The organism is Enterobacter sp. MGH 4 (assembly GCF_000534735.1).
GTDB lineage: Bacteria > Pseudomonadota > Gammaproteobacteria > Enterobacterales > Enterobacteriaceae > Enterobacter > Enterobacter intestinihominis.
Genome location: NZ_KI973294.1, coordinates 138,983 through 161,606, shown reverse-complemented (window position 1 = coordinate 161,606; position 22,624 = coordinate 138,983). Strand labels below are relative to the sequence as shown.

The following is a 22,624-nucleotide window of genomic DNA, read 5'->3' as shown; positions in this document are numbered from 1 at the left end:
CCTGGCGGGGCAGGGCGAACTGCGCGGGTTTTTCAGGCTTTCAGGCAAAGAAAAGCCCCGGCGCCTGAGGCTACCGGGGCTGAAAACGCGTGCTTACTTACGCAGGCTAAGCAGGGCGCCGACAAAAATCCCGACTGCCGCGACCGTTCCCAACGTACACAGCGGTTTCTCTCGTACGAAGGTGGTGGCGCAGCTGGCCATATCGCAGGCCGCCTGAGTGGTACGTGAGCGGCCATTCATCCTTGCTCGCGTTTCACGCAGCAGAGACTGAGCCTTACGTTTCGCGGCATCTGCTTCGTCCTTCGCGTCAGAGCCCCAGGATTTCAATACGGCTTCCAGCGTGTCCGCTAATTGGCTGACATCGTTACGAATATCCTGGGTGTCGTCGTTAATATCGTTTCGGTTCGGTCTGTTAAACATACGATCCTCCATAATTTGTGTTCCCGTTTAGTTTAGTCCAGAAATGTAATATCTGAAGCGAGTCACGGCTTATCGGGCAGTTTATGGAATATTCTGAAAGCCCTGCTAATGCTGAATACTGTAAGGTTGCCCGGCAGGTATGATAATGAGGAAAAGATATGTATTTACGACCCGATGAGGTGGCGCGCGTTCTTGAAAAAGAAGGGTTCACCATGGATGAGGTAACATCAAAAGCGTACGGATATCGCCGTGGTGAGAATTATGTTTACGTCAACCGTGAAGCAAGAATGGGGCGTACTGCTCTCATTATTCACCCGACACTCAAAGACAGAAGCCTGTCATTTGCTGAGCCCGCCTCGGATATTAAAACCTGCGATCATTATCAGCAATTTCCGCTCTATTTAGGCGGCGAGACGCATGAACATTATGGTATTCCGCACGGTTTCAGCTCGCGTATGGCGCTGGAGCGTTTCCTGAAAGGGCTGTTTGGCGACGTACAATAACTCAGCGACTGGCATGAGCCAGTCGCCTTATCTTACGCTTTTGCCTGACTATAAGGGCTGACTTTAAACAGGCGGCGGCAGTAGTCAAGGAAGTAACCGTACACCGCACCCATCAGCATAGATACCACGATATTTGAACTTACCGCGGCGGCGATTTGATGCCAGTCTGCGCCCACCGTCAGCAAAATAACCACATACACCGGGGACTGGAACGTCACGTAAGCCAGCACGTCCGCCAGGTTTTTTACCCAACCTGCCGGGCTAATACGCCGGGCGAAACGCATCACCGCATCGCGATACATTCCGTACGGCCAGGCAATCATGATATTCACCGGAATGGCCACCAGGCGCGATGAGAGGGACTGCTCAAAGGTCATTCCGGACAGGAAAATTTCAATCAGCATGTTTACGACGGAACAGTAAACGACCATCGCGAACGTATCCGCTACCGCATGGCGCAGGCGAGACTGCGGTGAGAACATGTCTGAACTCCTCGAACAGGACAAAAAAGTGGCGTTTTAACCTGCGGCGTTTAGTGCTTTAGGTTGGTTTGTTTTGAGTGTATAGCGTATCCCTCTGGCTTTTAACTAACAAGTAGTGATTAATTTTTATTTATGGGCGCTTTGTCCATAAAATTCTCTAAAGTTGGCTGTTTTTTGTGCGAGTCGTTATTTTCTTTCCCATTCACCGTTTTATTAAACGAAATCAAACTATTAGCTTATCTGAGCAAGCGTATAACGTTTGTTATTCGGAGGATGCCGGGCGGTTTTTTGAACGGCATTAAACAGGGATTTTTGACCAGGTGCAGGACGGAATATTACGCATTAAAACTGACAGGTAATTCGGGGTTATATTAACGGGATATTCTAAAACATTTACAATAATGTCAAAACGACAGAGTGGGTAGATATCAGAACAAAAATCAATTATTCTGTTGCCTGATTTATGTTATACACACGAAGAAAGGTTTCTCATTATTATGGCTTTAACGTTACAGAATCTTAATAATATCCGTACCCTCCGGGCGCTGGCGCGTGAATTATCCATGGATGTTCTGGAAGAAGTGCTGGAAAAAGTTCGGATTGTCACAGAAGAAAAACGCAGCGAGCAGGCTGAATTAGAGCGCCAGCGCGCTGAACAGCAGGATAAAATTAATGCTCTGCTGGAACTGATGAAGGCAGACGGTATTTCCCCGAGCGATCTGTTAGGCGGAGAACTGGCTCATGCGGGCCAGCCGGCTAAAAAACGTAAAGCGCGTGCGGCGAAATATCGTTTCATCGACGCGAACGGTGAAGAGAAAACGTGGACCGGTCAGGGACGTACGCCAAAGCCAATTGCGAACGCACTGGCAAACGGTAAATCGCTGGACGATTTCCTGATCTGATGATTATTCGGGCGGTGTATTCCGCCCGATTATTGACTTAGCAGACGCCAAAGTCACCTTCTTCGGAGTACAGAACTACGTCCGCCGCTTTCAGGTGATATTTCTCGCCCTGCTCATTGCTGGCCTGTACGGCCACAATGTTTTCACCATTCACTTCGAGCACTTTCAGTTTCGGACCGCCCTGACGCGGTTGGACATAATCACCGACAGAAAACATAGCACCTCCTCATCATTGTCACGATCTTCACCATAGCCCACGTCCGGGGCGGGGTACAGCCTAATCTTTCAGATACCCCTTATCAGGTACGTCGGTTCCACGGCATCACTTTCAGCAGTCGCGCCATACCGCAAAAACCTGTCACTCCGGCGAACAGCAGCCCGGCGCCCACAAAACCGCTTAGCAGGAAAAAGCCGCTGGAGACGCTGTAACCCAGCACCACGCCGCAGAGAATCAGCAGCCCGGCGGCGATCTGCACCTGACGCATCAGCGGAAGCGGCTGCGATTTATCTTCAACGGTCAGCAGCCCGGCCTGCTTCCAGCCCTGAATGCCTCCCTCAACCACAAAGGCGTTCGCAGGGGACGCTGCCCGGGCAAGACGAGCATCATTGTTTGCGGTTCTTGCGCCAGACTGACAGTGGAAAATCACCGTTTCTCCCGGTGCTGCGTTAAGCCCGCCGGGTAACGAATCCAGCGGAATGGAGTGCGCCACTGGAATATGCTCGCGGGCATACTCGTCGGGGTCGCGAATATCGATAAGTTTGGCGCCTTCAGCAATAAGCGCGTTTGCCTGCTGCGGCGAAATAAGAGGAAGAGACATTGTGTTTCCTTACGGTCAATTTCAGAACAGTAGAGTATTTAAGGCAGGGTTTCAGCCAGTGTAAAGAGGGTAAAGGCAGGTAAAAGCGCGAGAGACGAATGGCAGTTACCCGTAAACTGGCTACGCTTAGAGAAGTGTCTTTTATAATTTTCAATTGGTTAGCTTGCACGGAGTTATTTATGGGTTTTTGGCGCGTTGTTTTTACGATTATTCTCCCGCCGCTAGGCGTGCTGCTTGGCAAGGGACTGGGCTGGGCGTTTATCCTGAACATCCTTCTGACCATCCTGGGTTACTTCCCGGGTCTTATCCACGCGTTTTGGGTTCAGACGAAAAGCTAGGTACGCCACAATAGATCACTGTAGATCCGGGTCAGCGCGCCCTCGGGGCCAAACTGCTGTTTGATCCAGCGCGTGACCTGACCGGTCGCCGCATGCTGCGTGGCAAGCAGCATGCGCGAGTCCTGGCGCGGATTATTGATTCGCCGCTTTACCAGCAGCCCGTCCTCCACCGCCTCACGCGTCATATACTCCGGTAAAAATCCAATACCCTCCCCCAGGATCTGACACTGACATTTGGTGTTAAAGTCCGGTACCAGAATCGCCTCCTGACCGTGAAGCAGCCAGCCGACCTTCTTGTTGATGGTATGCGCGGTGTCCTCGACCATGATATTGGGATACAGACGCAGCTGACTTTCGGAAATGGGCTCCGGGGCGAACGCCAGCGGATGCGTGGGCGCGATGGCAAATACCCAGCGGATCGCGCCTATCTCGGTGTAATCGATGCCACCGCCATCCAGCAGCGTATCCGGCGCGCCAATGGCGATATTGGCCTGATTATTAATGATGGAATCCCAGACGCCGTTATACACCTCGGTCGTCACCGTGATCTGGCAGGTGGGAAACTGTTTTTTCAGCACCTGGAGCAAACGCGCGGTATGGCGTGGCGTATACAAAAGCTGGTTTATGCAGATGCGCACCCGCGTCTCAATGCCCTGCGAAATGGTATCAATCCCGCGCTTGATGGCATGAAAGTCATTCAGCAGGTCGGTCGCTTTACGATAAAAATAAAAACCGGATTCGGTCAGCTCAATGCTGCGCGTGTTGCGTACAAACAGCACCACGTCCAGCCCGGTCTCCATGCGTTTGATGGTGTAACTGATGGCGGAAGTGGTCACGCCCAGCTCGGCAGCCGCTTTGCTAAAACTGCCAAAACGTGCCGCGGTGGTGAAGGCCAGCAAATTCTCTTCGGTAAAGATGGAATTCATATTATGGCTCCTGGTTACCATCAGTTTTGAACATATTTTAACACCGGCGTTACATCATAGTTGATGTCGATCACAGTTCTGGGTTTTTACGTAGAGCCGCGCTGTGTAAGGCTTTTTCATTCATAAGGATAATGCAGCCCGAGGCGCGTAAAAGCGGTAAACCATAAGAAAAAGGTTGCACAGACGCACGTTTTTGCCGGACTGTTGAATTTAACTCAACAATGAATTGCGTGTCGATGAATCATTTTTAAGCGGATTCTTTTATGACCAGGCTGTTGCTATTCTCAGGTCATCAGAAGTGAAACATAGGGAGTCTGATTATGTCTGCAACTGCACTGGTTACAGAATTTTTGCTGGCGGCAGAAGAGGGTAATATCGACGCGCTAAAAGCCTGCCTGGAAAAAGGCGTGGATATTAACGCGACCAACCGACAGAAAAGAACCGCCATTATTATTGCCAGCCTGAAAAAGCATTACGCCTGTGTGGAATTTTTAATTTCCGCCGGGGCGGATATTGATAAACAGGACCAGACCTGTTTTAACCCCTTCCTGATCGGCTGCCTGACCAATGATTTAACCCTGCTGCGCATTGTCCTTCCGGCGGATCCGGATCTCGACCGTCTGACGCGCTTTGGCGGCGTGGGCATTACCCCTGCCAGTGAAAAAGGGCACGTTGAAATCGTGCGCGAGCTGCTGGAAAAAACCGACATTAATGTCAACCACACCAATTTTGTCGGCTGGACGCCGCTGCTGGAGGCCATCGTGTTAAACGACGGCGGCGCAAAGCAGCAGGAAATTGTGAAGCTGCTGCTGGATCACGGCGCGAATCCGCACATGACTGATAAATACGGCAAAACCCCGCTCGAACTGGCGCGGGAAAAAGGCTTCAACGCGATCGCAGACCTGCTGCTGGCGGCAGGCGCATAGCGCATTCGGTCAGCCTTCCCCTGGCTGGCCGTGAATCAAAAAACGCATTGTTACCGACGTGCATTTAGCACGACGGCGGCCCCCTTTTATCTTAAACAGGTGAAAATAATGCCAACCAAAATCGTCATAAAAAAGAATACGTATTTCGATTCGGTTTCCTTAATGTCGGTTTCCACCAAAGCCAATAAATTGCCGGGCGTCGAGCAGGCGTTTGTGGCGATGGCGACGGAAATGAACAAAGGGGTATTAAAAAACCTCGGGCTATTAACGCCGGAATTAGCGGACGCGAAAAACGGCGACCTGATGATCGTTATTAAAGGCGACGCGGCGAATGAGGAAACCCTTGCCGCCATTGAAGCGTTATTCACGCGTAAAGAGAGCGCTGGCTCCCATGAAGCACGCTACGCGACAATTGCCAGCGCCAAAACCCATCGTCCGGACAGCAACCTTGCGGTGATATCCGTCAACGGCACCTTCGCCGCCCGCGAAGCGCGCCAGGCACTGGAAAACGATCTCAACGTGATGCTGTTTTCCGATAATGTGTCGCTCGACGACGAGCTGGCGCTGAAGCAGCTGGCGCATGACAAAGGATTGCTAATGATGGGGCCGGACTGCGGCACCGCCATTATCAACGGCGCGGGGCTATGCTTTGCCAACGCGGTACGTCGCGGGCCGATTGGCATCGTTGGCGCCTCCGGCACCGGTAGCCAGGAGCTGAGCGTGCGCATTCACGAGTTCGGCGGCGGCGTGTCGCAGCTGATCGGCACCGGCGGGCGCGATCTCAGCGAGAAGATTGGCGGCCTGATGATGCTCGACGCCATCGACATGCTGGAGGCGGACGACGCGACCCGGGTGATAGCGCTCATCTCCAAACCGCCTGCACCCGCGGTGGCAGAGAAGGTGCTGGCCCGGGCACGCGCCTGCCGCAAGCCTGTGGTTGTGTGCTTCCTGGGCCGCAACGAACCGCCAGCCGATGAAGACGGCTTGCAGTTTGCTCGTGGCACCAAAGAGGCGGCCCTGAAAGCGGTGCTGCTTACCGGCATTAAAAAAGACTCCCTGGATTTACATCCGCTCAATTGGCCGCTGATCGAAGAGGTGCGCGCCCGCCTGACGCCGCGGCAGAAGTACATTCGCGGCCTGTTCTGCGGCGGCACCCTGTGCGACGAAGCGATGTTTGCCGCGCTGGAGAAGTTTGACGATGTTTACAGCAACATCCAGCCGGATCCGGCCAGGCGTCTGAAGGACATCAGCGTCAGCCAGGCCCACACCTTCCTTGATTTCGGTGACGACGATTTCACCAACGGCAAACCACACCCGATGATCGACCCGACCAACCGCATCAGCCGCCTGCTACAGGAGGCGCGCGATCCGCAGGTGGGCGTCATCGTGATGGACTTCGTGCTTGGCTTTGGCGCACACGAGGATCCGGTGGGGGTGATGATCGAGGCGATCAAAGAGGCACAGGCAATCGCGAAAGCCGACAACCGTCCGCTGGAAATTCTCGGCTACGTGCTCGGCACCGATCAGGATCCGCAGTCGCTGGCCCAGCAGTGCCAGCTGCTGACCGACGCAGGCGTCATCTGGGCCAGCAGCAGCACCAATACCGGATTACTGGCACGCGAATTTGTCTGCAAAGGGGAGAGAGCATAATGACGACCTTATTCAACCAGCCGCTGAACGTGATTAACGTCGGGATTGCGATGTTCAGCGACGACCTCAAAAAACAGCACGTTCCCGTGACCCAGCTCGACTGGACGCCGCCGGGGCAGGGCAATATGCAGGTGGTGGACGCGCTGGATCGGCTGGCGGAAAAACTGCTGGCGGAGAAAATTGCCGCCGCGAACAACATTGCCCTTGAGCGCATTATTCAGTCCCATCCGGTGCTGGTGGGCTATGACCAGGCGATTAACGTGGTGCCGGGCATGACCCGCACCACCATTCTGCATGCCGGTCCGCCTGTTACCTGGGAAAACATGTGCGGGGCGATGAAGGGCGCGGTCACCGGCGCGCTGGTGTTTGAAGGGCTGGCGACGGATCTGGAGGACGCCGCAAGGCTGGCGGCTTCAGGCGACATCACCTTCTCGCCGTGCCACGAGCACGACTGTGTGGGCTCTATGGCGGGCGTCACCTCCGCGTCGATGTTTATGCACATCGTTGAGAACAAAACCTACGGCAACCGCGCCTTCACCAACCTCAGCGAGCAGATGGCGAAGATCCTGCGCATGGGGGCCAACGATCAGAGCGTGATCGACCGCCTGAACTGGATGCGCGACGTGCTCGGCCCAATGCTGCGCGACGCGATGAAGATTATCGGCGAAATCGACCTGCGACTGATGCTGGCCCAGGCGCTGCACATGGGCGACGAGTGCCACAACCGCAACAACGCGGGCACCACGCTGCTTATCCAGGCGCTGACGCCGGGGCTGATCCAGGCGGGCTATCCGGTGACGCAGCAGCGTGAAGTGTTCGAGTTTGTCGCCAGCAGCGACTACTTCTCCGGTCCGACGTGGATGGCAATGTGTAAGGCCGCGCTGGATGCCGCCCACGGCATTGAGTACAGCACCGTCGTCACCACCATGGCGCGCAACGGCTACGAGTTCGGCCTGCGCGTTTCCGGCCTGCCGGGGCAGTGGTTCACCGGCCCGGCGCAGCAGGTGCTCGGCCCGATGTTCGCGGGCTATAAGCCGGAAGACTCCGGGCTGGATATCGGCGACAGCGCGATTACCGAAACCTACGGCATCGGCGGCTTTGCGATGGCGACGGCACCGGCAATCGTGGCGCTGGTGGGCGGCACGGTGGAGGAAGCCATCGATTTCTCCCGCCAGATGCGCGAAATCACTCTCGGCGAAAACCCGAACGTCACCATTCCGCTGCTGTCGTTTATGGGCATCCCGTCCGCCATCGACATCACGAAGGTCGCGGGCAGCGGCATTCTGCCGGTCATTAATACCGCCATTGCCCATAAGGACGCCGGTATCGGCATGATTGGGGCGGGCATCGTTCACCCGCCGTTTAGCTGTTTTGAAAAGGCGCTGTTAACCTTCCGCGATCGCTACGTTCTATAAGGTATGCATCCATGAAAAACATGAAACTGGAGTGGAAAAGAGGTGACTGGGCAGCTTATTTCGGGTTGATGACCAACAACCTGACCAATTTGCTGACCATGATGGGGCTGCTCATTTTTGTCGTCGGCATCCCGAAGGAGATTGTTTATGGACGCATCGCGCCAGCCTTCGGGCTGGCGGTGCTGGTGGCGAGTCTTTGCTATACGTGGTTTGGCCTGCAAATGGCGCGCGCCACCGGACGAACGGACGTCACCGCGCTGCCGTCCGGCCCGAGCGCGCCGTCGATTTTTACCGTGACCTTCCTGGTCTTAATGCCGGTTTACCAGCAAACCGGCGATGCGGATTTCGCGATTCAGATTGGCCTGGTGTGGTGCTTTGTGGAAGCGATGATCCTCGCGGGCGGTTCCTTCCTGGGGGAAACCATCCGCAAGATGATCCCGCGTACCGTGCTGCTGTCGTGCCTGTCCGGTCTTGGCCTGCTCCTGCTGGCGATGAACCCGATGTTGCAGGCGTTCGAAGCGCCGACCGTGTCGTTTATCGTCCTGCTGCTGATCTTCATTAACTGGTTCGGTAAAAAGCCGATTTTCGCCCGCATCCCGACCGGCCTGCTGTTGTTGATTGCCGGTACTCTGCTTGCGTGGATCTCCGGCCTGCAAAGCCCGGATGCCATTAAAGCGTCCATGTCATCCTTCGGCTTTAACCCGCCGGAAGTGCATGTGGACAGCTTTATGCAGGGGTTGCCGCATGCGCTGCCGTATCTGGCGTCCGCCGTACCGCTGGGGCTGGCGAACTACATCTTTGACCTGGAGAACATCGAAAGCGCCCATGCGGCGGGGGATGAATACCCGACCCGCAAGGTAATGCTGGCGAACGGTCTGGCCTCCATGCTCGGCTGCCTGATGGGCAATCCGTTCCCGGTCACGGTCTACGTCGGCCATCCTGGCTGGAAAGCGATGGGCGCCAGTATTGGCTACACCCTGGCGTCCGGCGTGACCATGTTCATCGTGCCGCTGTTCGGGCTGGGGGCCTTTATGCTCGCCATCATCCCGATGACCGCCATCGTGCCGATTCTGGTGTTTATCGGCGTCGTCACCGCCAACCAGGTGGTGAGGGAAACCCCGAAAGTGGAGGTGCCCGTCATCTTCATCTGCCTGTTCCCGTGGATCGCCAACTGGGCGCTGACCATGATGAACAGCGTGATGAGCGCGGCGGGGACCAGCGCGGCGAAAATTGGCACCGACGTGCTGCACAGCAAGGGGATCTACTACGAAGGCCTGATGCATCTCGGCAACGGCGCGCCGCTCGCCAGCATGCTCTGGGGCTGTATCGCCATCTTCGCCATCATCAACAAACCGCTACGGGGGGCCGTCGCCGCCGCAGGAGGCGCGCTGCTGGCGCTGTTTGGCGTGATCCACGCGCCGGTGGTGGGCTTTGCCGAGGGCAGTTCCCTGATGTTCGTCACGGCCTACCTGATGATGGGCGGGATGTTTGTGGTGAAGCATGTGCTGGATATCTCTGTTAATCCCCCTCTCCCAGTGGGAGAGGGCCAGGGTGAGGGCGCCAGAACGCACCTTCTAAAGGAAACAAAATGAAAGAGCTTATGGTCGTTGCCATCGGCGGCAACAGCATTATCAAAGACAACGCCAGCCAGTCGATTGAGCATCAGGCGCAGGCGGTCAAAGCGGTGGCTGAGTCGGTGCTCGAAATGCTGGCCTCGGACTATGACATCGTGCTCACCCACGGCAATGGCCCGCAGGTGGGGCTGGATCTGCGCCGCGCCGAGATCGCCCACGAGCGGGAAGGGCTGCCGCTGACCCCGCTGGCAAACTGCGTGGCGGATACCCAGGGCGGCATCGGCTACCTGATCCAGCAGGCGCTCAACAACCGCCTGGCGGCGCGCGGGGAACAAAAAGCGGTCACGGTCGTCACGCAGGTGGAGGTGGATAAAAATGATCCTGGCTTTATGCACCCGACGAAACCCATCGGCGCGTTCTTCAGCGAGGCGCAGCGCGACGAACTGCAACTTGCGCACCCGGACTGGCATTTTGTCGAGGATTCAGGCCGGGGCTATCGCCGCGTGGTAGCTTCACCGCAGCCGCGGCGCATTGTCGAGGCGGATGCCATCAAGGCGCTGACGCAGAAAGGATTTGTGGTGATCGGCGCGGGCGGCGGAGGCATTCCTGTGGTGCGCAGTGACCAGGGCGATTATCAGAGCGTGGACGCGGTGATAGATAAAGATCTCTCCACCGCGCTGCTGGCGCGCGAGATCGGCGCCGACGTGCTGGTGATCACCACCGGCGTGGAGAAAGTGTGCGTGAACTTCGGCAAGCCGAACCAGCAGGCGCTGGATACCGTCAACGTGGCGCAGATGACGCGCTACAGGGATGAAGGCCACTTCCCGGCGGGCAGCATGTTGCCGAAAATCGTCGCCTCGCTGGAATTTTTACGCCATGGCGGCAGGCGCGTGATCATCACCTCGCCGGACTGCCTGCCCGCAGCGCTGCGCGGTGAAACGGGTACCCACATTGTTAACGAAGGAAGATAAGATGAGTGAGAATAAAAGCCGCCGCGAGTTTATTAGCCAGAGCGGTAAAATGGTTACCGCCTGCGCGCTTTTTGGCGCCACGGGTTCCGTCGCGTATGCTGCCGATTCTGCTAAGGCAACCTGCGAGACGGGTAAACCGATGAACATCACCGCAAAACATTACTATCTCGACAACGTGCTGCTGGAAGCCGGGTTTAACTTCGAAGGCAGCGTGGCGACAAGTACCCGCACCGAGCTGAAAACGCTTGAGATCAAAGACGGGAAAATCGTCGCCCTGCGCGATAACAACAGCCACGCCGATGCGGCCCTGCCGCACTTCGACGCGGGCAAAAAGCTGATGCTCCCGGCGATGCGCGACATGCACATCCATCTGGACAAAACCTTCTATGGCGGCCCGTGGCGCTCCCTGAACCGTCCGGCGGGTACCACCATTCAGGACATGATCCGCCTGGAGCAGAAGCTGCTGCCGGAATTACAGCCTTACACGCAAGAACGCGCCGAAAAGCTGATCGACCTGATCCAGTCCAAAGGGTCCACCATCGCCCGCAGCCACTGCAACATAGAGCCGGTTTCCGGCCTGAAAAACCTGGAAAATTTGCAGGCGGTACTGGCGCGCCGTAAGCCAGGTTTTGACTGTGAAATCGTTGCCTTCCCGCAGCACGGTCTGCTGCTGTCGAATTCTGAAAAGCTGATGCGCGAGGCGATGCAGGCGGGGGCGCATTATGTGGGCGGGCTGGACCCAACCAGCGTCGACGGCGCGATGGAGAAATCCCTCGACACCATGTTCCAGATTGCGCTGGATTATGACAAAGGGGTGGATATCCATCTGCACGAAACCAGCCCGGCGGGCGTGGCGGCGGTGAACTACATGGTAGAAACCGTGGAGAAAACGCCGGCGCTGAAGGGGAAGCTGACCATTAGCCACGCCTTCGCGCTGGCGACGCTTAACGAACAGCAGGTGGATGAGATCGCCACCCGCATGGCGGCGCAGCAGGTGACCATCGCCTCGACCGTGCCGATTGGCACCCTGCACATGCCGCTGAAGCAGCTGCGTGATAAAGGCGTGTTTGTCATGACCGGTACCGACAGCGTGATTGACCACTGGTCCCCGTACGGTCTGGGGGACATGCTGGAGAAAGCCAACCTCTACGCCCAGCTCTATATTCGCCCGAACGAACAGACGCTTTCGCGGGCGCTGGGCATCGCCACCGGCGACGTGCTGCCGCTGAACGACAAAGGTGAGCGCGTGTGGCCTAAAGCGCAGGACGACGCCAGCTTCGTGCTGGTGGATGCCTCCTGTTCCGCTGAGGCCGTGGCGCGTATCTCTCCGCGTACCGCGACGTTCCACAAGGGGAATCTGGTCTGGGGCTCTGTGGGCTAATGTGGTGCCGGGTGGCGCTGCGCTTACCCGGCCTACGGTTCGGAGATTTTGTAGGTCGGGTAAGGCGAAGCCGCCACCCGACAATGCAGTATACTGCTATGCACATTCTTAAAGAGGGATCTGCCATGGCACAAAACATCTACGACAATCCGGCGTTTTTCGAAGGCTACGCCCAGCTTCCGCGCTCGGTTCAGGGGCTGGACGGCGCGCCAGAGTGGCCTGCGCTTAAGGCGATGCTGCCGGATTTAACTGGCACATCGATTATCGATCTTGGGTGCGGCTACGGCTGGTTCTGCCGCGTGGCGCGCGAGCTGGGCGCTTGCGACGTCACGGGCGTCGATATCTCTGAAAAGATGCTCGCCCGCGCGGCAGAACTGACGGATGACACGCAGATCCACTATCAGCGTAGCGATCTGGAATCTCTTCAGCTTCGCGAAAACAGTCTCGATCTGGTCTACAGCTCGCTGGCGCTGCACTATCTGCCGGAACTGGACGCGTTATTCGCCAGGGTGCAGCGTGCGCTTAAACCCGGCGGCAGCCTGGTCTTCTCGATGGAGCACCCGATTTATACCTGCGCCACCCGTCAGGGCTGGCTCACCGACGACAACGGTGAGCGGTTCTGGGGCGTGAACCATTATCAGGACGAAGGCAAGCGCGTCAGCAACTGGCTGGCAGAGGGGGTAATCAAATACCACCGCACGCTGGGTACCACGCTTAACGCGCTGATCAAGGCCGGATTGACGATAAGCGAAGTCAATGAGTGGGGACCAACGCAGACGCAGGTTGACGCCTGGCCCGCGCTGGCCGAAGAGGCGGAACGCCCGATGCTGGTGCTGATCGCCGCCCGTAAGGCTTAATAGCCGACTTTATATACCCGCCCGCTCTGTACCCCTTCCACGCTGCGGCGGTAGGCCTGCGCAACGGTCGCAGCGGGAACGCTTTCAAAGCCCGGGAAGAAGCCATCATATGCTTCGACGGATTCCGTCAGCACCGTCGGGCTGATCAGGTTAATGCGGATCCCGCGCGGCAGTTCACAGGCCGCGGCGCGCACAAACCCTTCCAGCGCCGCGTTTACGGTGGTGGCATTGACGCCCTGAGCAATCGGCTCGTGCGCCACAATCCCGCTTATCAGCGTGATCGAGCCGCCTTCGTTCAGGAAGTGCTGGCCGGTCAGCGCCAGACGAACCTGCCCCAGTAGCTTATCCTGCAAGCCCCGGTTGAACTCGCTGTCGGTCATGGTTGCGAGCGGGCCGAAGTGTACCCCACCGCTGGCGGAGACAATCGCATCCACCGGGCCGATCTTTTCGAACAGCGCCTGTACGCTCGCCTGCGAGGTGATATCCACCTGATGCTCGCCCTGCGTGCGACCCACGCGGATCGTCTCGTGGCGTTGGCTTAACTCTTCTGTGACTGCACGACCGACCGTACCGCTGGCACCAATAATGACGATTTTCATAGCAGACTCCTTATGTTGTGAGCCTTCATTCTTTAATAAATAAAAACTCAGATAAACTGGGCTAACGTTAGAAGATTACTAACCAGAGGTTTGGAATATGGATAAGCTTCGCGGGATGGAGACGTTCATCGCGGTGGTGGAAAGCGGCAGCTTCACCGGCGCGGCGGCCCGGCTGGAGATGTCGGCGGTGATGGTCGGGAAGTATATTGCGTTGCTGGAATCGCAGCTCGGCACGCGGCTACTGGAACGCAACACCCGTCGCCAGAGCCTGACCGACGCCGGACGCGTTTATTTCGAAGAGGCCAGGCGCGTGCTGGAGCAGGTCTCGATTGCTGAAAACGCAGTTGAACGTCTGCGAGCCACGCCCGCCGGCACCCTGCGCGTGACGGCACCCACTTCGTTTGGCGGCTGCGTTATCGCGCCTCTGACGGCCACGTTTTTACAGCGCTACCCGCAAGTGCGCATCGAACTGGATCTCACCAACCGAATGGTGGATCTGGTGGAGGAAGGGGTCGATCTGGCCATTCGCATCGGGGAGATCCGAAATGAGGATCTGGTGGCGAAATACCTGTGTCCCTACAACATGACGATCTGCGCCGCGCCGGAATATCTGGCGCGTCACGGTACGCCGCAAACGCCAGCCGATCTGGTGGATCACCTGTGTCTGTCGCACACGGTATGGACGGCGCGTAACGAGTGGCGGCTGCCCGGTGTGGAAGGCGAGGTGCGCTGGAAGCGTGATGCCGTCTTACGATGCAATGACGGCTACGGCTTACGCATGGCGGCGCGAGCCGGGGCAGGACTATTGCTGCAACCGGAAGTGCTGGTGGCTGAAGAGCTGGCAAACGGCAGGCTGGTTCGGGTTCTGGAAGCGTTTACGCCCGCGCCGAGGCCGGTGCATTTATTGTGGCGCCAGGATTTGCGTCCGCTGCCTAAGCTAACGGAATTTATTGCCCATATTCTGCTAAGATTGGGCACAATATAAAAAAAGAAGGTAAGTAAAGAATGTCTGCAAACAAACTCGCCAGCAGCGCGCAGGGCCTGCAATCCTCTGCCATCCGTGAATTATTAAAACATAGCAAAATGGCAGGCGTGATTTCGCTGGGGGGCGGTATTCCAAACCCGGATCTGTTCGATCATGAAGGTTTAAAAATTGCCGCTGATGCCGTGCTGTCTCAGCATTTTGGCGAAGCGTTCCAGTACGGCCTGACGGAAGGCGTCCCGGGGCTGCGCGAAGAGATCCAACGCATCTGTGAAGGTCGCGGCATCGCCTGTAAAGCCGATGACGTGGTCATTACATCCGGCTCTCAACAGTCGCTTGACGTGCTGGCGCGTGCGTTAATTAACCCGGGCGATACGGTCGTCGTTGAGCGTCCGACCTACCTCGCCGCGTTGCAGGTCTTTGGCCTGGCACAGGCGAATTTTGAATCCGTCGGCACCGACGGCGACGGCATGAAAGTAGATGAACTTGAAGCGCTGGTGGCAACCAAAACCATCAAAGCGGTTTATATCGTGCCAACCTTTGGTAACCCGGGCGGCGTGACGCTCTCCGAGGCGCGTCGTAAACAGCTGGTGGAATTATCGAAGCGCTATGACTTCGTGACTATCGAAGACGATCCGTACAGCGAAATCAACTATACCGAGGAAGCGTTCCGCCCGCTGATTGCTCATGCCAAAGATATCGGCAATGAGGATAACGTGGTGTACACCTCCACCTTCTCTAAAATCCTCGCGCCGGGCACCCGCGTGGGCTGGGTGCTGGTACCGGAGTGGCTGAAGCGTGCGGTGGTGAACCTCAAGCAAACCACCGATCTGCACACCAGCACGCTGTCGCAGCTGATGACGTACGAATATCTGAAAACCGGTCGTCTGGCGAATCAGATTAAAATGATCCGCGAAGCCTATCGCCAGAAATACCAGACCTTTGCCAGTGAACTGGAAGCGGAGCTGGGCGATGTGATGTCGTTCCACAAGCCAAAGGGCGGCATGTTCCTGTGGGCGAAAATGGATAACGGCATCAATACGACGAAATGGCTGGAAAAAACGTTGAGCAACGGCGTCGTGTTTGTGCCGGGTGAGTTCTTCTACTGCAACGAGCCGGACCACACCACGCTGCGCATGTCTTTCGTTACCCCAACAGATGAGCAGCTTAAAGAAGCGGTTCGACGTCTGAAAATTTCCCTGTAAGCGGATGCGCATAATGGCAGATGCCGTTATGCGCTGTTCCCGTGTAGGGTAAGGTTATTGCGTGGCGTGGGCGAGGGTGCGGTCAAATGCATCGCCGTCTGGCGCCTGTGTGACTTCATGGATCCGACAAATTTTCCCCTCGCGCAGCGTGGCAAACATATACACCTCTAATTCTGCCTGGCGACCATCCGGATATGTCACGGCCACTCTGTGCCGGTCTGCCACACATTCGTTATGGCAACATAACGCTTCCACGGTAAACGTAATCTCGCGGATCTGCGCACGCACATGGTTCAGGTGTTTCATAAATCCCTGATAATCAAGCATGTGACCGTCCGTAACCTGCTGGTAATCGGGCGTAAACACCTCTGCCGGATCTACATTGCCATTGAATAAGCGGGTTAACAGACAGGCCATTTGCTCGCGCTGCGCGGTGTTGTCGGGCTGGTTTATCAGGGATGTAATGATGGTCATGTTAGCTCCTCGTGATGTTGAGCCGCTATTATCCTTGACAGCATAAGGCGTAGTTTCTGTAATAAGTCGAAGAATAACGATTTTCGGTCAAATTCATGCTGACAACTGAGAGGCTTGTTCATCCCGGCGGCTATCACACCCCGTGGCACAGCCATCATGCCGGCCAGCTCTGGCGCATTGCTGCGGGGCTGCTGGTGATTGAGACGCCGCTGGGGCGTTCGGTGGTACCCGCAAAACATATCGGCTGGATCCCGCCTGGTCAGCAGCACGCTGCCTTTTCGGAAAGTGCGATTGAAGGTTGCGCTGTCTATCTTGACCCTGCCCATTGTGAAGGGCTTCCGGAAGAGGCCACGCTTTTCGAGTCTGACGATTTTACCGATGCACTGTTTTCCCGTTTAAGCGTTGCCGGGAGTGAATACGATCCCCGAAAGCTCATCCTGCTGCTGGAGGAGTTGGCTCTGGCGTCTCAGGTCCGCTTTTATCTGCCCGTACCGACCGATCCCCGGCTGAAAAATGTGGTCAGGAAACTGCTGCAATCCGTCGATGATAATCAGACGGTGGAAAGCCATGCCAGCCGTGCCGGGATGAGCGTACGTACATTCAACCGGCGGTTTAGCGCGGAGACGGGGATGAACTTCGTCAACTGGCGCCAGCTGGCGCGCGTCATGCAGGCGATGGAGTGGCTGGCGGCGGGGAAGCCGGTGGGGTGGATTGCGCTCTCGTGCGGATACAGCAGCGTCAGCGCATTTATTGAAGTTTTCAGAACGTGGACCGGTAAAACGCCGGGGCAGTGGGCGATTAAAGAAGGCCCTTTTGCGCAAAGGTAATGCGCGTGGCCTCGTTGAGATCCAGCTCTCTTAACGATTCCGGATAAACCCAGGCGATCTCCTGAAACTCGTCGTTAAACGTAACATCCCGATTGGCGCTGATGCAGTCGAAGATCAGATAAATCATATAAATTTCCTCGGTGGTACCCTCGGCGTAAGTTTTGACCCTGATGTCATCGCGAAAAGCCCAGGGCTTGACGTCGATAATGTCCAGCGCGTCGCCCAGCTCCTCACGGACTTCACGGCGCAGCGCCTGTTCCATGGTTTCGCCTGGTTCCATTCCACCACCGCAGAGTGCCCACTGACCGGGGAATACACCGCGATCGTCGGCCATTTTACATAGCAGGTAGGCTCCGTCATTCTGGATGATGGGGCAGACAATGGTTCGTTGGCGCATGATTTCTTCCTGAAAAATAAATTTGGGCTACTATAGCAGATTGGTGATGGAGATCATGTTAGGTGTGTTGGATCCTCATCACTCGGAACAGCGGTGTAGGCCGGGTAAGGCGAAGCCGCCACCCGGCGTTTGACTACCGCTCCCTCAGCGCCTCCTTCGCCCGGTTAAACGGCTTAATCAGATAATCCAGCACCGTTTTCTCCCCGGTCTTAATATCCACCGTCGCAATCATCCCCGGCACAATCGAAAAGTGCCTGCCCGCCTTGTTCACCAGATAATCCTGGCTGGTGCGAATGAATACACGGTAGTAGAACACCTCCGGCTTCGCTTCGTCCTGAATGGTGTCCGGCGAAATGGTCTCCACCACTCCGTGCAGCCCGCCGTAAATCGCGTAATCGTAGGCGGTGATTTTCACCAGCGCCTCCTGATTAGGATGGATAAAGGCGATATCCCGGGGCGAGAGGCGGGTTTCAATCAGCAGGTGATCGTCCACCGGCACAATTTCCATTAACTCGCCGTTGGGCGGTATGACGCCGCCGATGGTGGTCACCTTGATGTTTTTCACGATCCCGCGCACCGGCGACTTCACCGTCAGGCGGGTAACGGAATCCTCGCGGCCTTTCAGGATCGCTGACACCATATCCACCTCGGCGTTGGCCTTCGACAGCGCTTCACGGGCCTGCACGTAATACTGGGAACGTACGTCGGTGAGCTTCAGCTCCAGGTCGCTTTTCTGCCGTTGCAGGCGCAGTACTTCCACGTGGCTGGCGGCACCGGTTTTCACCAGCCGTTGAGTGATCGCCAGTTCTTTATTGGCGAGCGCTAACGCGGAGCGGAGTTCACGCTGCGTATCCTCCAGCTGGGCGCGGCGAGAGTTGTAAAGCCGCGTTTCTGCGGCGGTCAGGTCGGTCCATTTCGCCAGGGAAGGCGGGAATTTCAGCGGGAGATCGTTCACCTCGGCGTACAGGCGCACGCTGGAGGCCAGCGACGCGCGGTAACGCGCCGCGCTTTCGCCGACGTTAGATTCCGAGCGGGTAGGATCCAGCCGCGCCAGCACCTGTCCGGCCTGCACCTGATCCCCTTCGTGTACGTTCAGCTCGGTGAGGATCCCCCCATCCAGCGACTGCAATACCTGCTCGCGTGAACTGGGGATCACTTTTCCGGTGCCGGTTGAGACTTCATCCAGCACCCCGAACCACGCCCAGACGCCGAGCACCGCAAACATCAGCAGGGAGAAGAAAACGATGCGCCGGGCACCGGTATAACCGCTCTCGGAGTCGAGCGCGTTATCCAGATCTTCTACTGCGGCAACGTCACGCTGATTGATTTTCATTATTCCACTCCCGTCCGGTTGCCTGCTGCTGTTGCTGCATACGGCTGTTGTTCAGCGCCTGCGCTTTTGGCGCGTCCATCACCAGCATGCCATCTTTGAGTACCACCACGCGCTCCACCAGCTCCAGTACCGGCACGCGGTGGGTCGCGACAACCAGCGTGCGGTTGCCGAGCCACGCCCCGAGTCGTTGAATAAATTCCCGCTCGGTATGTTCATCTAGGGAGGCGGTCGGTTCATCCATCAGCACGATATTCGGGTCGCGCAGCAGCATCCGCGCCAGCAGAATAGACTGCCGCTGCCCGCCGGACAGCCCGACGCCATTTTCCATAATCGGGTAATCCAGCCCCTTTGGCAGCTTCTGCACAAAGCTGGCCGCGCCGCACATCTCCAGCACCTCGAAGATCTCTTCATCGGTGGCGCGGGGCATGCCGAGCGTGATGTTCTCGCGCAGGGTGCCGTAAAACAGCCGGGCGTTTTGGGTCATAAAGCCGACGTTTCTCCGCACGTCAGCCACGTCCAGATGCGGCAGGCTGAGGTTGTCGAGCCGCAGTTCACCGCCCGCCAGATCCATCCCGCCCGCCATCGCCTGCAACAGGGTTGATTTACCCGCGCCGTTGCGCCCGAGGATCGCCACTTTTTCGCCCGCTTTGATCTCCAGGCGGTTAATGCGCAGCGCCATGCGGGGATCTTCCGGGTGATAGCGGAACTGCGCCTGCTCGAAAAGATAGTGGCCGCGCAGCACGTCCTGGCGGATCGGCGTCTCTTCGCGCTGGTTCTCGGTCGGCAGCTGCATAATGCTGTCCAGCCCCTCTTTGGCCGCCTTCACCTGCTGCCAGCGGGCCAGCACGCCGCACAGCGTCGCCATCGGGGCGATCATCCGTGAGGCGAGCATCGAGGCGGCCACCACCGAACCGGTGGTTAAGGTGCCGTCGATCACCATCGGCGCGCCCACCACGATCACCCCGGCATAGACCAGGCTCTGAATGGTCATCCCCCAGCTGATCAGGTTCTGCGTCAGTTCGCGGGTGCGCAGGCCGGATTCGGCGGTGATCTGGATATAGCTGTTCCACTGCTGCAAAAAGCGGTTCTCCGCCTGCATCAGCTTGATGTCCTCCAGCCCCTGCACGCTCTCCACCAGCACCGCGTTGCGCAGGGTAGATTCATGCGCCGACTGCTTCGCCAGCTCTGCCAGCTTCTTTTGCAGCAGCAGGCCAGGCAGGACCATGATCACCGCCGCCACCGGGGCGATCCACGCCAGCTGCGGGGCGATGATCGCCAGCACAATCACAAACAGGATAAAGAACGGCAGATCGACGATGGTGGAAATGGTGGAGGAGGTGACCATCTCGCGGATCTGCTCCAGCTCGCGCAACTGGGAGATAAAGCTGCCGGTGGAGCGCGGAATGGCGCTGTGGCGAAGCCGCAGCGCGTGGCCGAAGACCCGATCCGAGACGCGCATATCCGAGCGTTTGCCCAGCAGATCCATAATGTGCCCGCGCGCCACGCGCAGCACAAAACCAAACAGCGTGGCGATCAGTACCCCAATGGTCAGTACGTAGAGCGTCGGGTAGGACTGGGCGGGGATCACCCGGTCATACACCTGCATGGAAAAGACAATGCCGGAGAGGGAGAGCACGTTGATAAACAGCGCCGCCAGCATCACCCAGCTGTAAGGGCGAAGGTCGCGCATCACCAGCCGGTAGAGCCAGTCCGGGCGGTATTTTGAGATATAGGCGTCCACGCGGCTGTCCTTCAGCGCCGCCAGCGGACGCAGGGCGATGACGTGGCGGATGGCAGGCAGCATCGCGCTCATCGACAGGCGGTTGGTGTGCGTGTTGTCGTCGAAAAAGCTGACCTCAAGCGTATCCTCGCCGTCGAAATTGTCGATCACGCCGATTTTACCGTCGTTTAGCTCTACCACCACCGGCAGACGCCAGCTGTTGATGGCGTGCTGATCGGCCGTCAGTAGCTGGAACGTCAGCCCGGCTTCACGGGCGAGCTGCGTCAGCGCGGGCACCATCGGTTTGCCTTTCAGCCACGGCGCGCCCGCGATCAGCGAGCCTGGCGAGCAGGCAACGCGATAGCGCGTCGCCACATAGCCAAACGCCTGCGCCCACTGCTCCAGCGCCTCATCCGTCATGTTTTCACCCTGCGGAATATCGCGTTGCTTCATGGCTGGATCTCCACGGTCTGGATGGTGCGGTTTTCAAGATCGAACGCCTGACGTATGCGCCCGGTTTGGTAGAGACAGTTCAGCTGAAGCTGGCGGAGCTGTCCGGCGGTTTGCTGCTGGGTAAAGCGCGCCTGATACACCTCCTGCTCGGCGTTGAGCACGTCGAGCAGCGGGCGGGAACCAAGATCGAGATACTGCTGCTGATACAGCTCGCGGGTACGGGCGCTGAGTGCTTCCTGGCGGCCCTGGATCTGAAGCGTGCTCATCAGGCTCATCACCTGGCTGCGCGCTTCCAGCAGTTTTTGCCGCACCTCAAGACGGGTGCGCTGAATGGTGGACTGGGCCGATTCCACCGCGTGTCCGGCGGCGTTACGCCGGGCGGTGAGGCCGCCGCCCTGATAGAGCGGCATCTGCACTTTTACCCACGCGGAGTACTGGGTGCGGTCCCGCGTTTCGTTGCCTGAGTAGCGGTCGTTAAGATAGTGGCGGACTTCCGGCTCCAGCGAGACGGTAGGGGTCATCTGCGCGTTGGCATAGTCGAGATTGGCCTGCGCGACGTTGGCCTGCGCCCAGGCCGCTAAAACCGAGGGTACCAGGCGATCGTCCGGCTCGGCAATATCGCAGCTGCGGGCCAGACTTTGCGGAAATTCATTGCTGACCGCGTTCAGGCCGTCCCAGCCCAGCATGCTCATCAGCGTGGCGCGTGAGCTGTCGAGGCTGGCCTGATACTGCATCAGCTGCGCTCGCGCGCCTTCGATACGGGCATCGGTCTGCACCACGTCAGAGAGCGACGTGGCGCCTTCGTCATTACGCAGCTTCGTCAGTGTGCCGATGGAGGTCAGGGCGTCCAGCTGTTCTTTAGCGGTCTCGACCATCTGCTGCCAGGTCTGCACCTGCACCATAGCGATGGCGGTATCGTGGGCGATAGTGTCGATGCTCACCAGCACGTTGGCCTGCTGCTGGGCGACGCCCGCGTTTTCGGCGCGCACCTGGCTTGCGACTTTGCCGAAGTCGTAAAGCATTTGCGAAAGAGAAAGCACCAGCGAGGGGGTAAAGCCATTATCGTCGCCGTCGTGGCTATAGCCGTTATCCATGCCGGCGTTAATTTGCGGATAATATTTCGATTTGGCGACGTCCACATTTTCGCTCTGCTGATAGAGTTTGCCGACGGCTTCACTGATGGCCGGATGCCAGGTCACGGCGCGGTTTACGGCTTCATCCAGCTGTAGCGTGCCGGGGGCGGCTTTGCTGGCTACGGGCGCCACGCGGCCATTTAAAGAGGGGAGTTCCTGCGTTTCGCTTAATTGTCCGGTATTAATCATCGCCGCAGGGTTTGCCGCGATAGCGGGCACAGATATCAGGCAGCACGAGAGCCACCAGTAAGGCATCTTCTTTCCCATGTCTTGTCCCTAATAAAAAAGTACTGCTTTTTTGTTTATGCCCGGGCGCTGTGCGCGCCCGGGTCATTTCT

The 22,624-nt window shown here is 57.6% G+C and carries 24 protein-coding genes; 13 read left to right on the top strand and 11 right to left on the bottom strand.

Annotation, left to right across the window (positions count from 1 at the left end; all coding sequences use genetic code 11):
• Nucleotides 1-93: 93 nt before the first annotated feature.
• Nucleotides 94-420: an ElaB/YgaM/YqjD family protein gene (locus L350_RS07505; RefSeq protein WP_017382769.1), complete on the bottom strand. Its 327-nt coding sequence runs from the start codon at nt 418-420 to the stop codon at nt 94-96.
• A gap of 158 nt (nt 421-578) precedes the next feature.
• Between L350_RS07505 and L350_RS07510 the strand changes: the two genes are divergently transcribed.
• A complete protein-coding gene (locus L350_RS07510) occupies nt 579-923 on the top strand; it encodes a DUF2002 family protein (protein WP_006811693.1) in 345 nt (114 codons plus the stop codon).
• 32 nt (nt 924-955) lie between these two features.
• Here L350_RS07510 and alaE read toward each other — a convergent pair whose 3' ends face one another.
• Nucleotides 956-1,405, bottom strand: coding sequence for an L-alanine exporter AlaE (gene alaE, locus L350_RS07515; protein ID WP_022649127.1), 450 nt, complete (start codon nt 1,403-1,405; stop codon nt 956-958).
• A 497-nt stretch (nt 1,406-1,902) separates the two neighbouring features.
• On the opposite strand from alaE, the gene stpA reads away from it, so the two are divergent.
• Nucleotides 1,903-2,307, top strand: a complete 405-nt coding sequence (gene stpA, locus L350_RS07520) for a DNA-binding protein StpA (RefSeq protein ID WP_022649126.1) — start codon at nt 1,903-1,905, stop codon at nt 2,305-2,307.
• Between the two features lie 37 nt (nt 2,308-2,344).
• Here stpA and L350_RS07525 read toward each other — a convergent pair whose 3' ends face one another.
• Entirely contained in the window at nt 2,345-2,524 is a 180-nt protein-coding gene (locus tag L350_RS07525; protein ID WP_006811690.1) for a YodC family protein, read from the bottom strand.
• 82 nt (nt 2,525-2,606) lie between these two features.
• The gene (locus L350_RS07530; protein WP_032625926.1) at nt 2,607-3,125 is read right to left on the bottom strand and encodes a rhodanese family protein; all 519 of its coding nucleotides are present in this window, start codon (nt 3,123-3,125) and stop codon (nt 2,607-2,609) included.
• Nucleotides 3,126-3,304: 179 nt separating this feature from the next.
• Between L350_RS07530 and L350_RS07535 the strand changes: the two genes are divergently transcribed.
• On the top strand, nt 3,305-3,463 hold the full coding sequence (locus L350_RS07535) for a YqaE/Pmp3 family membrane protein (RefSeq protein WP_003862203.1): 159 nt from the start codon (nt 3,305-3,307) through the stop codon (nt 3,461-3,463).
• On the opposite strand, the gene L350_RS07540 is transcribed toward L350_RS07535, so the two are convergent.
• Entirely contained in the window at nt 3,460-4,389 is a 930-nt protein-coding gene (locus L350_RS07540) for a LysR substrate-binding domain-containing protein (RefSeq protein ID WP_032625925.1), read from the bottom strand. The genes L350_RS07535 and L350_RS07540 overlap by 4 nt on opposite strands.
• A gap of 320 nt (nt 4,390-4,709) precedes the next feature.
• On the opposite strand from L350_RS07540, the gene L350_RS07545 reads away from it, so the two are divergent.
• From L350_RS07545 to L350_RS07575, 7 genes are all read left to right on the top strand, one after another.
• The gene (locus L350_RS07545; protein ID WP_032625916.1) at nt 4,710-5,315 is read left to right on the top strand and encodes an ankyrin repeat domain-containing protein; all 606 of its coding nucleotides are present in this window, start codon (nt 4,710-4,712) and stop codon (nt 5,313-5,315) included.
• Between the two features lie 108 nt (nt 5,316-5,423).
• Nucleotides 5,424-6,965 carry an acyl-CoA synthetase FdrA gene (gene fdrA, locus L350_RS07550; RefSeq protein ID WP_032625914.1) on the top strand — a complete coding sequence of 514 codons (1,542 nt, stop codon included), beginning with the start codon at nt 5,424-5,426 and terminating at the stop codon, nt 6,963-6,965.
• On the top strand, nt 6,965-8,380 hold the full coding sequence (locus L350_RS07555; protein ID WP_032625911.1) for a YlbE family protein: 1,416 nt from the start codon (nt 6,965-6,967) through the stop codon (nt 8,378-8,380). Before fdrA ends, L350_RS07555 begins: the two co-directional genes overlap by 1 nt.
• Nucleotides 8,381-8,391: 11 nt before the next feature.
• Nucleotides 8,392-9,972 carry a hypothetical protein gene (locus L350_RS07560; protein WP_022649120.1) on the top strand — a complete coding sequence of 527 codons (1,581 nt, stop codon included), beginning with the start codon at nt 8,392-8,394 and terminating at the stop codon, nt 9,970-9,972.
• Nucleotides 9,969-10,925 (top strand): carbamate kinase family protein, encoded by a 957-nt coding sequence (locus L350_RS07565; RefSeq protein ID WP_023306797.1) that lies wholly within the window; start codon nt 9,969-9,971, stop codon nt 10,923-10,925. Before L350_RS07560 ends, L350_RS07565 begins: the two co-directional genes overlap by 4 nt.
• Nucleotide 10,926: 1 nt before the next feature.
• Nucleotides 10,927-12,306 carry an amidohydrolase family protein gene (locus L350_RS07570; protein ID WP_032625910.1) on the top strand — a complete coding sequence of 460 codons (1,380 nt, stop codon included), beginning with the start codon at nt 10,927-10,929 and terminating at the stop codon, nt 12,304-12,306.
• A 125-nt stretch (nt 12,307-12,431) separates the two neighbouring features.
• A complete protein-coding gene (locus L350_RS07575; protein WP_032625908.1) occupies nt 12,432-13,163 on the top strand; it encodes a class I SAM-dependent methyltransferase in 732 nt (243 codons plus the stop codon).
• Here the strand turns inward: L350_RS07575 and L350_RS07580 are convergent.
• On the bottom strand, nt 13,160-13,762 hold the full coding sequence (locus L350_RS07580; RefSeq protein WP_032625906.1) for a short chain dehydrogenase: 603 nt from the start codon (nt 13,760-13,762) through the stop codon (nt 13,160-13,162). The two genes, L350_RS07575 and L350_RS07580, sit on opposite strands and share 4 nt — an antisense overlap.
• 97 nt (nt 13,763-13,859) lie before the next feature.
• Here L350_RS07580 and L350_RS07585 point away from each other — a divergent pair, with 97 nt between their 5' ends.
• Both L350_RS07585 and L350_RS07590 read left to right on the top strand, forming a co-directional pair.
• The gene (locus L350_RS07585) at nt 13,860-14,747 is read left to right on the top strand and encodes a LysR substrate-binding domain-containing protein (RefSeq protein WP_022649115.1); all 888 of its coding nucleotides are present in this window, start codon (nt 13,860-13,862) and stop codon (nt 14,745-14,747) included.
• 20 nt (nt 14,748-14,767) lie between these two features.
• Nucleotides 14,768-15,949 carry an aminotransferase-like domain-containing protein gene (locus L350_RS07590; RefSeq protein ID WP_032625904.1) on the top strand — a complete coding sequence of 394 codons (1,182 nt, stop codon included), beginning with the start codon at nt 14,768-14,770 and terminating at the stop codon, nt 15,947-15,949.
• A gap of 54 nt (nt 15,950-16,003) precedes the next feature.
• Here L350_RS07590 and L350_RS07595 read toward each other — a convergent pair whose 3' ends face one another.
• A complete protein-coding gene (locus tag L350_RS07595; protein ID WP_023298434.1) occupies nt 16,004-16,423 on the bottom strand; it encodes a nuclear transport factor 2 family protein in 420 nt (139 codons plus the stop codon).
• Between the two features lie 95 nt (nt 16,424-16,518).
• Here L350_RS07595 and L350_RS07600 point away from each other — a divergent pair, with 95 nt between their 5' ends.
• Nucleotides 16,519-17,250: a helix-turn-helix domain-containing protein gene (locus L350_RS07600; RefSeq protein WP_032625901.1), complete on the top strand. Its 732-nt coding sequence runs from the start codon at nt 16,519-16,521 to the stop codon at nt 17,248-17,250.
• On the opposite strand, the gene nudI is transcribed toward L350_RS07600, so the two are convergent.
• The 4 genes from nudI to L350_RS07620 form a co-directional block, all read right to left on the bottom strand.
• The gene (gene nudI, locus L350_RS07605; RefSeq protein ID WP_032625899.1) at nt 17,222-17,647 is read right to left on the bottom strand and encodes a nucleoside triphosphatase NudI; all 426 of its coding nucleotides are present in this window, start codon (nt 17,645-17,647) and stop codon (nt 17,222-17,224) included. The genes L350_RS07600 and nudI overlap by 29 nt on opposite strands.
• 133 nt (nt 17,648-17,780) lie before the next feature.
• Nucleotides 17,781-18,980: a beta-barrel domain-containing protein gene (locus L350_RS07610; RefSeq protein WP_032625897.1), complete on the bottom strand. Its 1,200-nt coding sequence runs from the start codon at nt 18,978-18,980 to the stop codon at nt 17,781-17,783.
• Nucleotides 18,961-21,153 (bottom strand): type I secretion system permease/ATPase, encoded by a 2,193-nt coding sequence (locus L350_RS07615; RefSeq protein ID WP_023306789.1) that lies wholly within the window; start codon nt 21,151-21,153, stop codon nt 18,961-18,963. Before L350_RS07615 ends, L350_RS07610 begins: the two co-directional genes overlap by 20 nt.
• Complete coding sequence (locus L350_RS07620) at nt 21,150-22,553, bottom strand: TolC family outer membrane protein (RefSeq protein WP_022649108.1); 1,404 nt, start codon at nt 22,551-22,553, stop codon at nt 21,150-21,152. Before L350_RS07620 ends, L350_RS07615 begins: the two co-directional genes overlap by 4 nt.
• Between the last annotated feature and the right edge of the window lie 71 nt (nt 22,554-22,624).